Here is a 17,698-nt window from a genome sequence, read left to right as displayed (position 1 = left end):
TGGCGCGGTGCGCGGGCGTCGAGCACTGGAGCGCGGCGCGCACCGCGCCGACCGCGAGGCGCCGGCTCGGCGTCGGCCTTGGGGCCGGCAGAGCGCTGCCCGGCGCCTCCTCCATCGGTCCTGACGACCGGAGCCGTGGAGCGCCGTGACCCCTTGGGGGGAGGACGGTACGCCGGGTTCTGTGCACGGCCCGCCCGCTCGCGCGGGGTTTCTAGCAGCCGACCCTGACCACCATCAGGCAGGCGTCGTCCTCGCGCGGTCCCTCGCCGAACTCCTCCAGCACCGACCGGACGCAGTCCTGCGCGTCCCGTGCCGCGGCCAGTCGCGGAGCGAGGGCCAGCAGCCGTTCCGTACCCGGGCCGTCGTCCAGGCAGTCCGCCGAACGGGTCAGCCCGTCGGTGTGCAGCAGGAGTACGTCGCCCGGGAGCAGCCGCGTCTCGGCCTCCTCGTACGCGGCTCCGGTCGTCGCCCCGAGGAGCACGCCCTCGGGTCTGGCCAGGGCCCGTCCCGTCCCGTCGCGGAACAGCAGCGGGGCGGGGTGGCCGGCCTGCGACCAGGTGAGGAGCTGGGCGGCCGGATCGTAACGGCAGCACATCGCGCTGCCGAGGGCCGGCTGGACGGAGGTCTCCAGCAGCTGGTTGAGGTGCCCCATCAGGGCACCGGGCCGGATCCCGGCCACCGCCATGCCGCGCAGCGCGCCCAGCAGCATCGCCATCGACGAGGTCGCGGCCACGCCGTGCCCGGTCAGATCGCCGACCGTGAGCAGCGCGTCCCCGTCGGGGAGCGCCAGCGCGTCGTACCAGTCGCCTCCGATCAGGCCGGTCGTGGCGGCCGGCAGATAGTGCCCGGCCACGTCGAGCGGTGCCGGGCCGTCGTGCGCGAACCGCAGCGAGCCGCGCCAGGGCGGCAGCACGGCCTCCTGGAGCTCCACGGCCACCCGGCGCTCGGTGTGTTCGATGTGCTGGTGGCGCTGGAGGCTGTCCCGGCTCTCGCGGACCGCGCGCTCACTGCGGCGGAGCTCGCTGACGTCCCGCAGGACGGCCCACATCGAGGCGGTGCAGCCGTCGGTGTCGAGGACGGGCTCGCCCGTCATGTGCACGGTGCGGACCCGGCCGTCGGTGCGGACGATCCGGAACTCGCCGTCGATCGGCTTCCCGTCGATCAGACAGTCGGTCACCATCGCCTGGAGCACCGGCTGGTCCTCGGCGAACACCATCGACGGCAGCTCGTCGAGCGACATCGGGCCGCTCTCCTGCTGCCGGCCGAAGATCTGGAACAGCTCGTCGGACCAGTGCACGTCATCGGTGAGCAGGTCCCACTCGGCACTGCCGACCCGGGAGAGCAGCGAGCCGGTCAGCCGCGGCGAGGGGACGGCACCGAGCAGGGGCTCGGCGTACGCCGCCGCCGCGTCCGAGGCAGCCGGGGCGGGCAGGCCCGCCTTCAGCTGCCCCAAGTGCTCGCCCAGGTCGTCCAGTTGGTGCACGGCCAGGTCGCACAGGGCGCGCTGCCAGCGGTTCTGCGGGTCGTCCTCGTCCACCACGGCGTCCCGGCGCACGGCGTCCACCTCGCCGCGCAGCCGACGAGTCTGCGAGATCAGCGCGTCCACCGCGCCCGGCTCGGGCGGTTGGGCGGGACGGTCCGCGAACAGATGGGACGGCATGTCGTACTCCGATACAGGCGACGTGGCGCGGCCAAGTCTGGGATGTGAAGCCCGGATACGACTTTCGCACAGCCCGGGACACCTCGTAAGACGTTTGGCAACACTCGATACGGTGGTGCTTCTGACATATGCCTCCGGCCCACGGGAGGGCCAGTAGACATTCGGCCACGTGGCCACGCGTTACGGTGCTGCTGTGGTGAACGACGCGGAGAACACAATGGGTACGGCGGTGCTGCTGGCGGCGGCGCCCGCCGGACGGGGACGGGCCATGGACGCGGCGTCCGTGCTGCCCGCGCTCGCGGCGGTTCCGGCCGGGGTGCTCGCCGGTGCGCACATGGCGACGATCGTCGAACTGGCGGACCCGCTGGACCCGCAGACCGTCCTCACCAGAGTCCGCGCCGCGGCCGCCACACCCGGCCCGCTCGCCCTCTACCTCGCGGGCCAGGTCCAACTCGACCGCCGTCAGCGGCTGCCGCACCTCGCGCTCGCCCGCAGCACGCCGACGACCCTGCGCTACACGGGACTTCCCTGGCACTGGATCGCCACCGAGCTCGCGCCGCGCCGTCCCGGCACGACGCACGTCGTCGCCGACCTCGCTGCCGACCCGGAGCTCTGGCAGCGCCTCGCCACGGAGCCGGGCGCGCTGTCCCTCGGCCCCGCCGTCCCGCTCTACGCGCGCGTGACGCCCTTCCCGCGCCGCGGCCCCCTCCTGACACCCGACTACCTCCGCCACTTCGCCACCCTCTGGCGCTCGGGCGCGCGCCCCCCGCTCCCGGCCCTCCACGCGGAGGCCGCGGCCGCGGCCCTGACGGACCACCCGGAGTCCCTGGTCGTGACACCTCCGGCCCAGCCGGCGGGCTCTGGCGAGCAGGTGCCGGGCACGCCCGCGGGTCCGGGCCGGCAGGTCGCCCCTTCGCCGGGCCGGTCGGTGCCGGCCGCCGCCGTCCCGCCGGAGTCGGCGGCGGCCGTGCCGCCTGCGCACACCGCTGCCGTCGGGCCGGTGCCGGCGGCTTCCGCTCAGCCCTCGCACGTCGCGGGCATCGCGCCGGTGTCCGTTCCGTGTGGTCCGGCGGCGGGCGCCCAGCCCGTGCCGGTCGCGTCCGCGACGCCGCCGGTGTCCGCGCCTGCCGCCGCCACGCCTGACACCGTCGACTCCCCGCCGACGCGGCGCCTGGTGCCGCGCTCGGCGCCGGCGCGCGCCGGCGCGCGGCAGACCTCTCCGGGCCCCGTACACAGCCGACATGACGAAGAACCGCCTGTGGCGGCGGCGATGCCGACCGCGGAGCCCCAGGCGCCCGCGCCGATCCCCGAGCGGAGGCCGGCGCCCGCGCCCGTACCGGCGCCGAAGCCGGCGCCCGCGCCCGTACCGGCGCCGAAGCCGGCGCCCGCGCCCGTACCGGCGCCCGTGTCTGTGCCCGTTTCGGTGGTGGCCGACGACACGCGACCGTCCGGCGCCGTGCCGTCGCGGAAGGGTGGCCTCGCCGCGCGGCGGGCCGATGCCCGGGCCGCGGTGGCCGTACGGGCGGAGGGCGCCGCAGTGCCGCCGCGGCCGGCGGAGGCGCCCGGAGCGGCAGCGGCAGCGGGTGCGGGGGTCGGAGGGCCGCCGCGGCCCGGAAGCGGCGTGGATCCGCATCCCGCCATCCTCGCCGCCGCGATGGCCGGGCGGCACGCCGAGGCCGCGGCGATGGCCTCCGCGTGGGAGAGCGACGCACTGCGGCGCCACGGCCCCAGGTCGAGGGAGGCGCTGCACTGGGTGGAGGTGCGGGCGGACCTGGCGCGGCTCGCGGGGGAACCGGCGCGGAGCTGCGAACTGTGGATCGCCGCCGCGCAGGCCCGGCTCGGACTGCGGCAGGGGCCGGACGAGCCGGACGTCGAGGGCGCGGTGGACCGGGCGCACCACCAGTGGGAGCAGATCACGGACCCGGCCAGGGCCCGCGCCCTGGGCCCGGCGCTCGTCGAGCTGCGCCGGGCGGTACCGGGCCGGCGCGCCGGAGCCCTCGCCGCACTCGAACGGAGGCTGGGCGGGTGAACTCCCTCGCCACCGCCCGCCGCACCACCCGCGCCGGGGCCGGGATCGAACGGACCTGACGGACCTGACGGACCTGACGGACCGGCTGACGGCCGGACCCTGGCCGGGTGGGGCCGTGCGGCGCCGCGTCAGTGCGTGTCCGCCGCCGTCCGTTCCGTCGGCATCACCACACGCAGACCGAAGCGGTAGGTGCCGGTGCCTCCGGCGATGCCGATGAAGAGCAGGCTGAAGTGCTCCTGGCCGCGCGCCGTGGCGATGCCGCCCAGGTCGAGCAGGGCGTCGTCCGTCCAGCCGAGGTCGTGGAGGAGGCCGCGGACGGTGGCCTTGGCCGCCGGGTCGTCGCCCGAGAGGAAGACGGTGCTCGGCCCCTCCAGGGAGCCGGGATCGACCATGACGAGCCGGTCGACGGTGCAGAGGGTCTTGACGACCGGAGTGCCGGGGAAGGAGCGCTGGAGCTCCTCGCCCAGGCTCTCGCCGAGATGGGAGAGGTTGCCGTCCTCCGTGAAGCCGACGGCGACGTCGAGGAGCACCTTGCCCGCGAGGGCGGGCGCGCCGACCGAGGTGAGCAGAGCCAGGGAGGCGGTGCCGGGCGTCGCGTTGACGACGACGTCGGCGCCCGCGACCGCCTCCTCGTTCGACACGATCGGCACCCGCCCGCTTCCGGGCTCCGCCTCCTCCGGCTTCCGCGAGCCGATGACGACCTCGTGACCCGCCGCGTGCCATGCGTCGGCGAGCGTGGGGCCGACGTGTCCCGTTCCGAGGATTCCGATTCTCATGGCCCCGACCCTAGGAGCAGGCGGCCCGCCGCCACCTCGGGCGGCGGACGGACGATCACTACCCCGAGGGTCGTACGTCCCAGGGCCTGTCATCATCGACGTATGGCCTCCTCCTCCCCACCCGCATCGCGCACCGCACCCTCCACCGGCCCGGCCTCCGCGCCGATCACGACCGGCCGGCTCGTGCTGCGGCCCGTGCGGACGGCGGACCTGCCGGCGGTGACGCGGCTGTGGACCGACCCGGAGGTGCGGCGACACCTGGGCGGTCCGGTGCTGGACTCGGTGGTCCGCATCCGGCAGCGGCGGATCGTCGGCGCACCCGGATTCCACGCGGTCGAGCGGGCGGCGGACGGCACGGTGCTCGGCATGGTCACGGTGGAGCGGAAGGGCCGGGGCGGGGAGACGGAGGTCTCGTACCAGTTCCTGCCCGAGCACTGGGGCCGGGGCTACGCCCGGGAGGCCGTCGCCGCGGCCGTCGAGGCGGCCCTGACGGAGGCGGCGACGGTCGTCGCGGTCACCCAGGAGGCCAATGCCCGGTCCCGGCGGCTCCTGGAGGCCGTCGGCATGACGCACGCCGAGTCGTTCGTGGAGTGGGACGCCCCCCAGGTCCTCTACCGGCGCAGCCGCCAGGGATCGCCGGACGCCCTCTAGCGCGTGTTCCGAAGGTTCCGTCTGGCGGAACACGCCCGAGCCGGGAACCGCCCGGTCGGGGCGGTTCAGAACCGGGCGTGGGTGGTGATGTCGGACTCGAACTGGCCGATCATCTCCGGTGTCACGGTCGGCCGGCACTGACCGATCGCGTCCAGGTAGTCCGCCGTGGTCGCACCGGGCGTGACCGGCTCGCCGGCACGGCCGCCGACCGCCACCAGGTCACGCTCGAAGGAGTTCTGCGCGGCGATCCGCGCCGCGTGCTCGATGTCGGCCGGCGTGAACAGCTCGCTCGCCGCGACCAGCGCGTCCACGTCGACCTCGGGCCGCGCGTCGGTGTAGCGCGCCCAGATCGCGGCCCGCGCGGCCCTGTCCGGCGTCCCGATGGGGATGAGGTAGTCGAAGCGGCCGGGACGCAGGAAGGCCGGGTCCAGGGAGCGGATGGAGTTGGTGGCGCAGACCAGCAGCCGCTCGTCGCGCTCCCGGAACCCCGGGATCAGCTTGAGGAGTTCGTTCGTCACGCCGTGCATGCCGCCCGGCTGCACCGGCTCGGCGCGGACGGGCGCGATCTCCTCGACCTCGTCGATGAAGACCAGGACCCGCTCCAGCTCGGCGATGCGGGCGAAGGCGGAGCGCAGCGCCGCCGCCAGGTTCCCCCCGTCGGCGAGCCGGGACGGCAGGATCTCCACGAACGGCCAGCCGAGCCGGGAGGCGATGGCGCGCGCGAAGGTCGTCTTGCCGGTGCCCGGCGGACCGAACAGACCGATCGCGCGCGGCGGCCGCACCCCGTGCCGGGCGGCGCGCTCGGGCTCCGCGAGCGGCAGCACGACCCTCCGTTCGATCAGGTCCTTCTCCCGCTCCATGCCCGCGACCTTCGCCCACAGGTCGGCGGGCAGCAGCCGGCCGCCCAGGTCGTCGAGGAGACCGGCGGCGGGGCCGTGCAGCGGCTCGGCCTTCTCGAAGTACGCGACCGCGGGCTGCCGCGTGTAGCCGGCGTTCAGGAGCCCCTCGCCGAGCAGCTCCTCCTCGGGCAGGACGTACGCGATGCGTGCGACCCGCGCGGCCATCAGACGCCGTTCCAGTTCCACCAGGAGCGCACTGGCCAGGCCCCGGCCGCGCCAGGCCGAGGAGATCGCCACGCGCATCACCCAGGCGCGCTCGCCGGCCACGCAGGCCAGCGCGGCGCCGATGGGCGCGCCCTGGTGGACGGCGACGACGGCCGGCTGGCGGGAGGTCAGCGCGCTGATGCACTCGGCGAGCGAGAAGACCGACTCCTGGCCCAGTTCGGCCGTCGTGTCGATCAGATGGACGACGGCCGCGAGATCGCTCTCGCGGTAGTCGTGGATGAGCCAGTTCACCGGTGGTACCGCCCCTCGTTGGTGCCGTCGCGCCTCGTTTCGGGAGGCTAGGCCCGGCGGCGGGGGCGGGTCCTGCGCCACGGTGCACAAGCGGGGGACGGCAAATGCGCCGGACCGTCTCTGTACGCACGCGGGCCGCGACGCGCCGCGAAGCGCGCCGAGCCGGCCGACGCCGAGCCGGCCGACGCCGAGCCGGCCGACGCCGAGCCGGCCGACGCCCAGCGGGCCGCGACGCGCCGCGATGGCGGCCAGGTGCGGAAGCGTTTGGCGTGGGGGGGCCTTGCCGTGCGGAGGCCCTTGCCGTGCCGGAGGCCCTTGGCGTGGCGGAGGGACCGACGGCATGCCGGAGGTCCCCGGAAGGGCGGGCCTTCCGGGGACCTCCGCGAGTGACCTCCACTGGGAGAGGACCGGGTGGATCGTTACGTCGTCCTTCTCTTGCTCATGAGCAGTCCGCCCGCGGTGAGGGCGAAGAGGCAGACGCAGGCGCCGGTGATGACATTGCTGAGGATCGCGCCGGTACCGGCGTCCCGGGAGACCACCCAGGGGGAGACGATCAGCCACACACCGAGCAGCAGGACCACGAAGTTGAGGTCCTGGGACCGCTCCGGGGCCATCGACATGCACAGGCCGAGGGCCGCGAGGGCGATGCCGACGACCAGGTTGCTGATGGCGAGCTCCGGCTTCGTGGCGGAGAAGTGGACCGTCCACGCGGAGACCGCGGCCCAGATGCCGGCGAGGATCACCAGCTCTTCGACCGCTGCCACACCCCGGGTCTGGAGCATACGGGAGTAACGATCCCGCATTTCCGAGGCGTCCGGGTGTCCCCTGATGTCGCCGGGACGGTGAGAGACGTCGGCCATACGACTCGCCTCCTTCTGGCGTTCTGCACGTCCGACCGCGCTTACGGCTTTGATGCCGCGGTTTCATTGTGCGCTTATATGGTCTTTATGTGTAGATCTGCCCGATAAGGGATCCGTACAGAAAACCGCCCCGGGATATGAAGGGAACGTCCAATTCCGCCGACGGGTCCGGTCAGGGGCGCCCGTACGGCCGGGTGATGATCTCCATGTTGTGGCCGTCGGGGTCCGAGAAGTACGCGCCCCGGCCGCCGAAGAGGCGGTTGATCTGCCCGGGCTCCTGGTGGCTCGGGTCCGCGAAGTACGTGACCCTCATCCGCTCCAGACGCCCGATCATGGTGTCGAACTCCTCGTCCGGGACGAGGAACGCGTAATGGCCGGGCAGGAAGTCGGTGTCCCCGGCGTCGTAGTAGTCGAGGGTGACGCCGTTGCCGGTGTCCACGGGGACGAACGGCCCGAAGGGCGCGCCGACCTCCAGGCCGAGCACCTCGGCCAGGAACTCGGCGGAGGCCCGCTTGTCGCGGGCGTAGACGACGGTGTGGTTGAGCTCGACGGTCACAGGTGGTCCTTTCGCGGGGTGTGCGCTGGTGGAATTCCTCCGTTGCCCGTGCACACGTCGCGTACGCACACGTCTCGTGCGTCTCACGCGTGTCACAGGACGGACGACCACGGCGGACCCCGCGCCCGCCACCCGGCGGCGCTCACGCCACGGCCGGGCGCCTCTCTCGATCGCGGCCCACGGCCGACCCGGCAGTCATGTGGCCAGCCTAACCCTTGTTGATCATGTTCGGCAACGTGGTTCACGGCCGGGTGCGTCGGAGGCCCGCGGCGTAGCCTGGAAGTGGGCTCGGGGATCCGTACGTTTCCACCGCCGGGAGGCGGACCACGATGACCGGAATCGATTCCAGGAGCTTCGACTCCGCAGACGAGACGCGCCCCTTCGAAGGCGACAAGGGCAGAATGGACCTGCTCTTCACGGGCTCCGGAGCAGTCGGCCGAGCCGTGTTCGAGCCGGGATGGAAGTGGTCGGAGCACGTCAAGCCGATCGCCGGCACGGACAGCTGCCAGGCCCACCATGTCGGTTACGTGGTGAGCGGCAGGCTGAAGGTCGTCATGAACGACGGAGAATCCGCCGATCTGATGCCCGGCGGGTTCTACGAGGTCCAGCCCGGACACGACGCCTGGGTGGTCGGCGACGAACCCTGCGTGGCCCTGGACTGGATGGGCTTCGCCGACTACGCCAAGCCGACGGACACCTGACGACGGCCGGTCCGTGGGCACGGGAGGCCTGCGCCGGCGGCAGGCGCGTGACGGCGGCCGATCCGAGGCGGCGGCCGATCCGTGACGGCGGTCGATGCGTGGCGGCGGTCGGTCCGTGACGACGGCCGATCCGTGACGGCGGGCGGTGCCTGTGGCTCTGGACCGTGCGCGGCGCGACGCCGGTCAGTCGTGGCCGAAGCGGATGCCGTTCCACGGCACCCGGTCCTTCGGGAACGCGCAGGACGCACGCCGGTCGAGCGTACGCGGCTCGGCCGCCTCGACGACCGGGGAGACGCCCTCCACCTCCTTCAGCCAGGTGCCGAGCGCGTCCCGCAGGCCGTCCGCCACCTGCCGGTGCGAGGTGAGGCCCACCAGGTTCTCCAACTCGTACGGGTCCGCGGCCAGGTCGTACAGCTCGCTCTCGCGGTAGCGGTCCGCAGCGGACTCGGACCAGGCGTCGACGTCGTCCGGCGCGGTCACGACGTACTTCCACCGGTCCGTGCGGACCGCGCGGACGATGACGTCCTCGCTGATCTGGACGAACACCGAGAAGGGGCGGTCGAGTTCACCGCCTCCGCCGACCAGCGGGCGAAGTGAGCGCCCGTGCACGCCCGCCGGCACCTCGATCCCCGCGGCGTCGAGCAGCGTCGGCATCAGGTCCACCGTCGACACCGGCTGGCGGATGCGGCCGCCGCCGCGGAAACCCGGCCCGCTCAGCACGAACGGCACGCGCACCGAGGCCTCGTGGGCCGAGCCCCCGTACGCGCCGTTGCGGGTGCGGAAGTGCGAGCCGTGGTCCGCGGTCCAGGCCAGGACGGTGCCGTCCTCGATGCCCAGGCTGCGCAGGCTGTCGCGAAGCCGTCCCACGCCCTCGTCGACCCGCTTGATCCGCCCCAGATATCCGCCGAGGTGACGGTGCGCGCCGCCGTGCGCGGGGCCGGGACTGAGCGCGGCGAGGTCCGGTGGCAGCCACCGCCCCTCGAAGCGTTCGCGGTAGCCGGCCGGGGCGGGGAAGTCGTCGGTGGCGTTCTGGTGGTGCGGCTCCAGGAGGGAGAGGAAGAGCAGGAACGGCTGCCGGTGATGGTCGGCGACGAAGCGGATCGCCGCGTCGATCAGGGCGTCCGACCGGTAGCCGGGCAGCCGGACCGGCTCACCGTCCCCGTTGTACAGCACCGTCCGGTAGGCGTCCGGGGTGGATGCGAGCCGGTCCGAGGCGAGCCAGTGCGCGTATCCGCCACGCCGTCCGGGCGGGACCGGTCCGTCGGGGTGCTCCTCACCCGCCAGGTGCCACGTGCCGAGGTAGCCGGTGACGTATCCGGCGGCCGCGAACGCCTCGGCGAGCGTGGGTACGTCCGCTCCCAACGGAAGTCCGTCGCGGAACACTCCGGATCCCGTCGGGAACCGTCCCGTCTGCAGCGCCGCGCGGGCCGGCGCGCACCCGGGATGTGGCGTGATCGCCTGCTCGACGAGGGTCCCCTCGCGCGCGAGTCGGTCGAACTCGGGCGTCACCCCTGCGGGGTTGCCGTGCGCACCCGTGGTGTCCCACCGCTGCTGGTCGGTGAGGACCACGATCACGCTGGGGCGGTTCGTCGGCGGCATGCGGATCCCTTCGGGCCGGGGGAGGTGGACGGGGAACGGATGCTCCGGGTCCGGTCAATTAATTTCGCAGAGGAAGTAATAGGACACCAGGGGGCCACGCCGTGGGCGCCGCAGCAACTACGCTGCCGCGATGGACCACTTGACCGATGTGCCCCACTGTCGGACGAAGGATCACGACGACGTCCGCAACTCGTCCACGCGACCCTGCGTCCTGTCTTCCGTTCCTTCCGTTCCTTCCGTTCCTTCCGTCACTTCCTTCGTCGAAGTCCCGGACCCGGCAGCGGCATCGGCCGCGGTCCCGGTTCCGTCGTCGGTCCCGTACGGATCCGGCCGCGGACCGGGGCCGCGAGGAGCCGCCGTACGGACTTCCCGAAGGAGCTGCGCCCGCCCTGGACATGGCCCCAGGTGTCGGCGGCGTGCGGTAGACAGATGCCACCCTTCCGAGACGAGGCATGGATGAGCCCCAGCCCCACCCCCCGCCCGGAACCCGGGACCGCACCGGCGTCCGCCTCCGCCCCCGCACCGGCATCCGTACCGGCCTCCGCGTCCGGCCCGAGGTCGTCCTCCGCGTCCGCGCAGGCCGCCGGGATTACGCGGGCATCCGTACCGGCGTCGGTACCGGCGTCCGCAACGGCCGCCGCGTCCGCGTCCGCCCCAGGGTCGTCGTCCTCCGCGTCCGCGCCCACGGCCGCGACCGCGCCTGAGCCCGCGCCCCCGCCCGCGTGTGCCGCCGCCCCCGGCCTCGGTGCGCGGCCGGCAGGGGACGGGAGGCGCGAGACCAACGCGGCCACCGTCCTGCGGACGGTGCGCGAGCACGGGCCGGTCGCCCGCAGTGCCATCGCCCGCCTCACCGGTCTCAGCCCCGCGGCCGTCTCCCGGCAGGCCACGGACCTGCTCCGGCACGGACTCCTGCGGGAACTCCCCGAGCGCGCGGAGACCGGAGGGCCGGGTCGCCCGCAGATCCCCGTCGACCTGCACCTCGGCGGCGTCGGCGGCCCTGTGGCGGGCGGCGTCCACCTCGGCGTGCACGCCTCCACCGTCGGCCTGGTGGACCTGCGCGGCGGTCTCGTCGCGCGCCACTCGATCCAGCACGCCGCCGCCGACCCGCGCGTCCTGCCCGCCACCGTCGCTCGTGAACTGCGCCACTTCCTCGACGAACACCTCGGTGACCGCCCGCTCCTGGGCATCGGCGCCGCGCTCGGCGGCTGGGTCGACCCGGACCGCGGGCGGGTCGTCCGGCACGACGCGCTCGGCTGGTACCACCGGCCCCTCGCCGCCGAACTCGCCCGCGGCCTCGGCGGACCGGCCGTGCGGGTCGACAACCACGCCCGGGCCGTCGCCCAGTCCGAGATCCTGTTCGGCCGCCCCGAGGCGCGCCGCAGCCTGGTCCACCTCTTCGTCGGCAACGTCGTCGACGCGGCCCTCGGCATCGCCGGGGTGGTGCACCAGGGCCCGGGCTCGGCCGCCGGCGAGGTGGCGCACCTGCCGGTGCCCGACTCCACCGTCCACTGCGACTGCGGCCGTTCGGGCTGTCTGGCGGCGACCGCCTCCAACCGGGCGCTCGGCGAGACGGCGTACCGCCGGGGCATCGTGCCGGAGCCGGACGCGTTCCTGGTGGTGGACGCGGCGGCGGCAGGGGACCGGCGCGCGGACCGGCTCCTGCGCGAACGGGCGCGGGCGGTGGGCCGCGCGGTCGCGCTGCTGCTCGACGTGCTCAACCCGGACCTGGTCGTGGTCACCGAGCTGGCGAGCCTCCTCGACCCCTGCTACCTGGAGGAGATCCAGGGCACGGCCGTCGACCTCTCCCACGTGTGCCACGACCCGGAACGCATCGTCAGCCCCCACGCCGGCCCGGCCACGATGCCCGTGGCCGCGGGCACCGTCCTGCTGAACCCGCTCTTCCGCAACCCCCTGCAGAGCCTGGAGAAGATCGCGGACCGGCGGTAGGCGGGTCCGTCCCCCTCGCCGGAGCGGAGCGAAACGCCCGGGTCGTCGCCCTCGCCGCCTGGCGGGATGCCGATCAGGACGCGGGATCACCGCACCCCGACGCCTCACACCGCCGACGAACACACCACCCTCACCGCCGTGTTGCGGTTCCAGCGCGACACCCTGGCGCTGAAGTGCGCGGGCCTCACGGCCGATCAGCTGCGGACCCGGGCGATATCCCCTCGGGTCTCTCCCTGCTCGGCCTGGTCCGGGCACGCGGCCGAGGTCGAGCGCGGCTGGTTCCGCGACGTCGTCAACGGAGAGCGCGGCCGGAGTCCGTGGACCCCTCCCGGCTCCACCGACCGGGCGGACTTCGACGTGGACGGCGCCGACGCCGACGGGGCTTTCGCCGTCTGGCGCGAGGAGTGCGCCCGCGCCCGCGCGATCGTGGCCGCGGCCCCGCCCCTCGACGTCACCACGAGCCACGGCGGCGAGACGTACTCGCTCCGCTGCGTCATCACCCACATGATCGAGGAGTACGCACGCCACAACGGCCACGCCGACCTGCTCCGCGAACGCATCGACGGCACGACGGGCGAGTAGTCCGACGGGGCGCCGCGGACGCCGGTGGCGCGCTGTCCGCCGCGGACCGCAGCGCTCCGCCTCGCAGGGTGGCAGCGCTCCACGTCGCAGGCCGGCAGCGCTCCGCGCTGCGGCGATCGGCGGCCCGGTTTGCTTGGCGCTCGTCATTGACACGTGTAAGTTCGTCGTGTCAGCTGTTTTCGCAGCACCGAGAACGCGGCCGCCGCAGCCCGGCCCGGCAGGAAGGCGCACCATGTCGCTCGAGAGTCCCCTGGACGCCCCGCTCGTGACCACCACCCGCGGTCCCGTCCGCGGTGAGCGGCGGCCGGACGGAAGCCGCCGCTTCCTGGGCATCCCGTACGCCAAGCCGCCCGTCGGCGCGCTGCGCTTCGCCGCGCCCGAGCCGCCGGAGCCGTGGACCGAGCCGCTGGACGCCACGGCGTACGGGCCGACCGCGCAGCGCCGGCCGTTCGCCGAGGTGACGACCATTCCCGAGCCGTCGATCCCCGGCGAGGGCGTGCTCAACCTGAACGTCTTCACCCCCTCGGTCGACCCGGAGGCCGGTCTTCCGGTGCTCGTCTGGATCCACGGCGGCGGATACGTCGCGGGCTCCGCCGCGAGCCCCTGGTACGACGGTGCCGCTTTCAACCGCGACGGTGTCGTGTTCGTCTCGCTCGGCTACCGGCTCGGCATCGAGGGCTTCCTGCACCTGGACGACGCGCCCGACAACCGCGGCGTGCGCGACTGGATCGCGGCCCTGGAATGGGTGCGGGACAACATCGCCCGCTTCGGCGGAGATCCCGCCAGGGTGACCGTGGCCGGCCAGTCGGCGGGCGGTGGCGCCGTCCAGACCCTGCTCGCCGTGCCCTCGGCCCGCGGCCTGTTCCGCGGCGCGCTCTCGGTCTCCGGCGCCGTGACGCGACCCGACGGCCCCGACGTGGCGCGGGCCGTCTCCCGTCTGTTCACCAGCCGTACGGGCCGGCCCGCCACGGCAGCCGCGCTCCGGGATCTGCGCGACGACGAGCTCCTCGCGCTCCAGGACCGCCTCGCGGCGCCCGGACCGGACCGGGAGGGCCTCCCGCCACTGCTGTCCCTCGTACCCTTCGCCGACGGAGACCTCGTCCCCGAGCCGGTCCTCGACGCGCTCACGACGGGCGACGCGGGTGCCGGCGTGCCGCTGATGCTGGGCTTCACCGCGCACGAGTTCAACGCGGCCCCCGCGCCCGGCCCGGACGGTCCGCCGCTGCCGGTGCTGCTCGGCGGGCTCGGCCTCACCGGCCGGCGGGCCGCCGCGTTCGCGGAGGCGTACGCGGACACCGACCCCGCCGGCCACTTCGGCCAGGCCCTCACCGACGTCACCTTCCGCGCCCCCTCCCTCGCCGTCGCCGACGCCCGCGCGGAGCGCGAACGGCCCACCTGGCTCTACCAGTTCGCGTGGGAGTCACCCGTCAACGGCCAGGCCTACCACTGCCTGGACCTGCCCTTCGCCTTCGACCTGCTCGAAGCGGCCGGCGTCGAGGCCGCCGCCGGTCCCACCCCGCCCCGCTCCCTCGCCGACGCCGTGCACCGCGCCTGGGTCGCCTTCGTCACCGATCAGGACCCGGGCCGGGACTGGCCCGCGTACACCGCGACCACGCGCGCGACGAAGATCTGGGACGCGGCCCCCCGCGTGGAGACGGACCCCCTGCGCGCGGTCCGCGAGATCTGGCTCGCCTGACGACGGCGCGGAACCGGGCCACTCGCCGTCCATTGGCCCTCTCTCCCGCACCGCGTGACGGATAGCATCCGGACCGCGGCCCGAATCGACGACGTCCAGGGGGAAGAGCCATGCCCAAGCGGTTCGCCGAGCTGTCCACGCCATTGGTCGCCGACGCCTGCGTACGACTCGGAGTGCCGTTGCGGGCGGCGCCCGCGGGGATCGTGCCCGTGCTGCCCGGGCGACGGGTCGCCGGACGGGCCCTGCCCGTACGTCACTACGGCAGCGTGGACGTGTTCCTGGAGGCCTTCACCACCCACGGCGCGCCCGGTGACGTGCTGGTCGTCGACAACGAGGGGCGCAGGGACGAGGCCTGCGTCGGTGATCTCGCCGTCCTGGAGGCGGAGGCGTCCGGTGTCGCCGGGGTCGTCGTGTGGGGGCTGCACCGCGACACGTCCGACCTGCGGGAGATCGGGCTGCCGGTCTTCTCGTACGGGGCTCATGCACCCGGTCCGGTTCGCCTCGACCCGCGCGGCGCGGAGGCGCTGCGGAGCGCCCGCTTCGGGAAGCACACGGTGGACGCCGGCGACGTCGTGTTCGCGGACGACGACGGCGTCCTGTTCGTGGCGGCCGACCGGGCCGGTGCCGTGCTCGACACGGCGGAGACCATCTTCCGCACCGAGCGGAACCAGGCCCGGCGGATCAGGGCGGGGGAGACCCTCCGCGACCAGACCCGCTTCGCCGAGTACCTGGAGCGCCGCGCGCAGGACCCCTCGTACACCTTCCGGCAGCACCTGCGGCGGATCGGCGGCGCGATCGAGGAGTGACCCCGGCCGTGCGAGCCCCGGGTGAGCCCGGGCCGTGCGAGCCCCGCGTGGACCCCGGACACGCGAGCCCGCACGGGTTCCGTGAGAGGCCGGCGCCTCGTGCGGCGCCGCGTCCGCCTCAGCCGGCCCGGAAGCCCGTCGTCCCGTCCGGGAGCAGCGCCTCGACCTCCGCGCCGTGTTCGACGGTCCGGCTCACGGTGCAGTACTTCTCGTGCGTGAGCCGGACTCCCCGGGCGAACACGTCCGCCGCCCGCGGGTTGGTGTCCGGCAGCTCGAACTCGTAGCTCACCCGGATCCGCCCGATCCTGCCGTCGTCCTCGGGACCGGACGCACCCTCCACCACGATCCTCAGGCCGTCGTGGTCGACGGCCCGTGCCGTGCGGTCGATCACCAGGCCGCCGCAACCGCCCATCGCCGCGAGGAGCAGTTCGACGGGCGTGAACGACGGCTGCGCGTCCGCGTCGTCGGCGGCGGCGATCCGGACCTCCGCACCCCGGTCGTTCCGGGCGGTCCAGGTGCGGTAACCGGTGCGGACGGTCTCGATGCGGTACTCGTCGGCCATGACGGCGGCTCTCCTCTGGGTGGTGCGGGACGCGGAATCGGACATCGGTGACGCCGCCGCCCATCCCATCACCCCGCGCCGCGCGGAGCCGACACGGGCACTGAGTACGTACCCCCGTACGGACTGAGTACCCGACCGCGGTCCTCGGCCGGGCGTGCCCGGGCGGCTGAGTACCGCGCCCGATGTCCGCGACCCGGCCCGGCTGGTGAACTGCCGTCATGACCGACGACACCCCGATGACGGAGCGCGCCCCGCTGCCGGAGGACACCCGGCGCCCCCGCCCCCTCCGCGACGTCACCGCCACCGCGACCGCCACCGGCTCGGCGCTCGCCGTGGCGCTGCTGCCCGTCGTGGTCGGTGCGCTGCTGGCCCGCACGGCGGGCGGGGACCCGATGGTGTCCGTCAACGCGCTGATCGCCGGCGGTGGCCAAAGGGCCCGGCTCTCACGCGCGCAGCTGCGGGTGTCGGGCGGCCGGGCCGTCGCGACGGCCCGTGGGGTTCTGGTCCCCTCAGGGCGGCGCTTCGCGCACCAGGGCGCCTCCTCCGCCTCCGGGCCGGGTCCGCGACGCCTGGCACGGCACCTCGCCGCGTTGCCGAAGCGCCCCCATGGCTCCTTCACCGAGCTCTCGGCTTCGCTCGAGCAGGGAAGACCCCCTTCGTGACCCTCCGGCGCCGTGCGATCGGTCCCCTCGGCCCCGGCGGGCGTGGGGAGACCGCACGCACCAGTCGCCGCGGTCCCCTCCGATCCGGATCCGAAAGAAACGCACTAGCCTGCGTGTTCATGACGCGTGCCTGGCTGATGCCGATCCTGATGGGACTCTGTGGCGCACTGCTCGCCGCCGGGATGTTCGCCAAGGGAAGCACCGGCTCCGGCGTGGTGCTCCTGGCCGGGTTCCTGGTGCTCGCGGGCGCGAACTCGCCGCTGATGTTCCCGCGGTCGGTCGGTGCCGCCGGGGCGAAACGGCGCGCAGCGGAGGACGGCCGGCCGGTCGTCTACTGGCGTGCGGGCTGCCCGTACTGCATGAGCCTGCGCGTGCGGCTCGGCCGGGACGCCCGCCGTGTGCACTGGGTCGACATCTGGCGGGACCCGGAGGGAGCGGCGGACGTGAGGGCGGCCAACGACGGGAACGAGACCGTTCCCACGGTCGTCGTGGCGGGGCGGCCGCACACCAACCCCGACGTCGAGTGGGTACGCGCCCAGCTGCCGCCCCGTTCGGCCTCCTCCCGCTCCCGCAAGCGGTGACTCCTCGCCGGACCGGTCTCCTGGCCTCGTCGCTGCGGCACCTGCAACCGCATCCGCGAGGCCATCAAGGAGGGTGGCCCGCCGCAGGGCCCGACACCGGCGCCGGCCCGCCCGCGAGCGAGGTAGTTCGTGGGGCGAATTTCCTGCCCCGTGTGCGGGTCCGCGGGGTTTTGCGTGACGTATTCTGGGCCGATGGGAAAGTCCACGGATGAGAAAATGGGAGTCGTCGCCGCCCTGGTGCGATCCTCATTCCTGGTGAACGCGGTGTACGCGGAGTCGAGCAGGGAGTACGGGATCACGCCGCAGCAGGGCCAGCTGCTGTGCGTGCTGATGCCGAAGCCGTACGGGATGGGCGAGCTCGGCGCCGTCCTGGGTCTCGCGAAGTCCAGCCTCACCGGACTCGTCGACCGGACCGCGCAGCGCGGCCTGGTGCGGCGCGAGCCGGATCCGGAGGACGGGCGGGCGGTGCGGATCGAGCTCACCGGGGAGGGCAGGCGGATCGCTGACGCCTTCTACGAGGAGACCTGCCGCCGGATCGATCTGCTGCCCTCGGGACTGGACCCGGTCGAGCGCGAGCGGCTCGCCGAGCTGCTCGCCAGGGTCGTCCTGGACAACGAGGTGCCGGTCGTCTTCGCCGGACCGGGCGCCTGACGGCCCGTCGGGGCCCCTCGGCGG

At 74.3% G+C, this 17,698-nt stretch carries 19 protein-coding genes; 12 read left to right on the top strand and 7 right to left on the bottom strand.

The features are described from left to right. Positions 1-211 precede the first annotated feature (211 nt). Positions 212-1,660 carry a PP2C family protein-serine/threonine phosphatase gene (locus tag ESG85_RS12080; protein WP_128978347.1) on the bottom strand — a complete coding sequence of 483 codons (1,449 nt, stop codon included), beginning with the start codon at positions 1,658-1,660 and terminating at the stop codon, positions 212-214. A 169-nt stretch (positions 1,661-1,829) separates the two neighbouring features. Between ESG85_RS12080 and ESG85_RS36600 the strand changes: the two genes are divergently transcribed. Then, positions 1,830-3,689, top strand: coding sequence for a hypothetical protein (locus ESG85_RS36600; RefSeq protein ID WP_281288030.1), 1,860 nt, complete (start codon positions 1,830-1,832; stop codon positions 3,687-3,689). Positions 3,690-3,817: 128 nt separating this feature from the next. Here ESG85_RS36600 and ESG85_RS12065 read toward each other — a convergent pair whose 3' ends face one another. After that, positions 3,818-4,465: an NADPH-dependent F420 reductase gene (locus tag ESG85_RS12065; RefSeq protein WP_128978345.1), complete on the bottom strand. Its 648-nt coding sequence runs from the start codon at positions 4,463-4,465 to the stop codon at positions 3,818-3,820. A 102-nt stretch (positions 4,466-4,567) separates the two neighbouring features. On the opposite strand from ESG85_RS12065, the gene ESG85_RS12060 reads away from it, so the two are divergent. Further along, the gene (locus ESG85_RS12060; RefSeq protein WP_128978343.1) at positions 4,568-5,116 is read left to right on the top strand and encodes a GNAT family N-acetyltransferase; all 549 of its coding nucleotides are present in this window, start codon (positions 4,568-4,570) and stop codon (positions 5,114-5,116) included. Between the two features lie 65 nt (positions 5,117-5,181). On the opposite strand, the gene ESG85_RS12055 is transcribed toward ESG85_RS12060, so the two are convergent. From ESG85_RS12055 to ESG85_RS12045, 3 genes are all read right to left on the bottom strand, one after another. Beyond that, the gene (locus ESG85_RS12055; RefSeq protein WP_128978341.1) at positions 5,182-6,471 is read right to left on the bottom strand and encodes an ATP-binding protein; all 1,290 of its coding nucleotides are present in this window, start codon (positions 6,469-6,471) and stop codon (positions 5,182-5,184) included. A 419-nt stretch (positions 6,472-6,890) separates the two neighbouring features. Beyond that, positions 6,891-7,235 carry an SPW repeat protein gene (locus tag ESG85_RS12050; protein ID WP_246094949.1) on the bottom strand — a complete coding sequence of 115 codons (345 nt, stop codon included), beginning with the start codon at positions 7,233-7,235 and terminating at the stop codon, positions 6,891-6,893. Between the two features lie 268 nt (positions 7,236-7,503). Further along, the gene (locus ESG85_RS12045; RefSeq protein WP_246094948.1) at positions 7,504-7,887 is read right to left on the bottom strand and encodes a VOC family protein; all 384 of its coding nucleotides are present in this window, start codon (positions 7,885-7,887) and stop codon (positions 7,504-7,506) included. A gap of 329 nt (positions 7,888-8,216) precedes the next feature. Between ESG85_RS12045 and ESG85_RS12040 the strand changes: the two genes are divergently transcribed. Continuing rightward, complete coding sequence (locus ESG85_RS12040; protein ID WP_128978337.1) at positions 8,217-8,588, top strand: cupin domain-containing protein; 372 nt, start codon at positions 8,217-8,219, stop codon at positions 8,586-8,588. A gap of 183 nt (positions 8,589-8,771) precedes the next feature. Here ESG85_RS12040 and ESG85_RS12035 read toward each other — a convergent pair whose 3' ends face one another. After that, complete coding sequence (locus ESG85_RS12035) at positions 8,772-10,187, bottom strand: sulfatase-like hydrolase/transferase (RefSeq protein ID WP_128978335.1); 1,416 nt, start codon at positions 10,185-10,187, stop codon at positions 8,772-8,774. A 452-nt stretch (positions 10,188-10,639) separates the two neighbouring features. Between ESG85_RS12035 and ESG85_RS35470 the strand changes: the two genes are divergently transcribed. From ESG85_RS35470 to ESG85_RS12015, 5 genes are all read left to right on the top strand, one after another. Next, the gene (locus tag ESG85_RS35470; RefSeq protein ID WP_164986226.1) at positions 10,640-10,891 is read left to right on the top strand and encodes a hypothetical protein; all 252 of its coding nucleotides are present in this window, start codon (positions 10,640-10,642) and stop codon (positions 10,889-10,891) included. Between the two features lie 91 nt (positions 10,892-10,982). Beyond that, the gene (locus tag ESG85_RS12030; RefSeq protein WP_219825183.1) at positions 10,983-12,134 is read left to right on the top strand and encodes an ROK family transcriptional regulator; all 1,152 of its coding nucleotides are present in this window, start codon (positions 10,983-10,985) and stop codon (positions 12,132-12,134) included. A 138-nt stretch (positions 12,135-12,272) separates the two neighbouring features. After that, complete coding sequence (locus ESG85_RS12025; RefSeq protein ID WP_246094947.1) at positions 12,273-12,716, top strand: DinB family protein; 444 nt, start codon at positions 12,273-12,275, stop codon at positions 12,714-12,716. Positions 12,717-12,948: 232 nt separating this feature from the next. Then, positions 12,949-14,412 (top strand): carboxylesterase/lipase family protein, encoded by a 1,464-nt coding sequence (locus ESG85_RS12020; protein WP_128978329.1) that lies wholly within the window; start codon positions 12,949-12,951, stop codon positions 14,410-14,412. A 110-nt stretch (positions 14,413-14,522) separates the two neighbouring features. Then, positions 14,523-15,218: an RraA family protein gene (locus tag ESG85_RS12015; protein WP_128978327.1), complete on the top strand. Its 696-nt coding sequence runs from the start codon at positions 14,523-14,525 to the stop codon at positions 15,216-15,218. Positions 15,219-15,336: 118 nt separating this feature from the next. Here ESG85_RS12015 and ESG85_RS12010 read toward each other — a convergent pair whose 3' ends face one another. Further along, entirely contained in the window at positions 15,337-15,780 is a 444-nt protein-coding gene (locus ESG85_RS12010) for an OsmC family protein (RefSeq protein WP_128978325.1), read from the bottom strand. On the opposite strand from ESG85_RS12010, the gene ESG85_RS36595 reads away from it, so the two are divergent. The 4 genes from ESG85_RS36595 (at position 15,779) to ESG85_RS11995 (ending at position 17,674) form a co-directional block, all read left to right on the top strand. Then, entirely contained in the window at positions 15,779-15,907 is a 129-nt protein-coding gene (locus tag ESG85_RS36595; protein WP_281288028.1) for a hypothetical protein, read from the top strand. The two genes, ESG85_RS12010 and ESG85_RS36595, sit on opposite strands and share 2 nt — an antisense overlap. 91 nt (positions 15,908-15,998) lie before the next feature. Next, positions 15,999-16,442 carry a hypothetical protein gene (locus ESG85_RS12005; RefSeq protein ID WP_128978323.1) on the top strand — a complete coding sequence of 148 codons (444 nt, stop codon included), beginning with the start codon at positions 15,999-16,001 and terminating at the stop codon, positions 16,440-16,442. 119 nt (positions 16,443-16,561) lie between these two features. Continuing rightward, the gene (locus ESG85_RS12000) at positions 16,562-17,023 is read left to right on the top strand and encodes a glutaredoxin domain-containing protein (protein ID WP_128978321.1); all 462 of its coding nucleotides are present in this window, start codon (positions 16,562-16,564) and stop codon (positions 17,021-17,023) included. 216 nt (positions 17,024-17,239) lie between these two features. Beyond that, positions 17,240-17,674 (top strand): MarR family winged helix-turn-helix transcriptional regulator, encoded by a 435-nt coding sequence (locus tag ESG85_RS11995; RefSeq protein ID WP_128978493.1) that lies wholly within the window; start codon positions 17,240-17,242, stop codon positions 17,672-17,674. Positions 17,675-17,698: the final 24 nt, after the last annotated feature.

It is taken from the genome of Streptomyces roseicoloratus (assembly GCF_004117935.1).
Classification (GTDB): domain Bacteria; phylum Actinomycetota; class Actinomycetes; order Streptomycetales; family Streptomycetaceae; genus Streptomyces; species Streptomyces roseicoloratus.
This window is presented reverse-complemented; position numbering and strand designations above follow the sequence as displayed.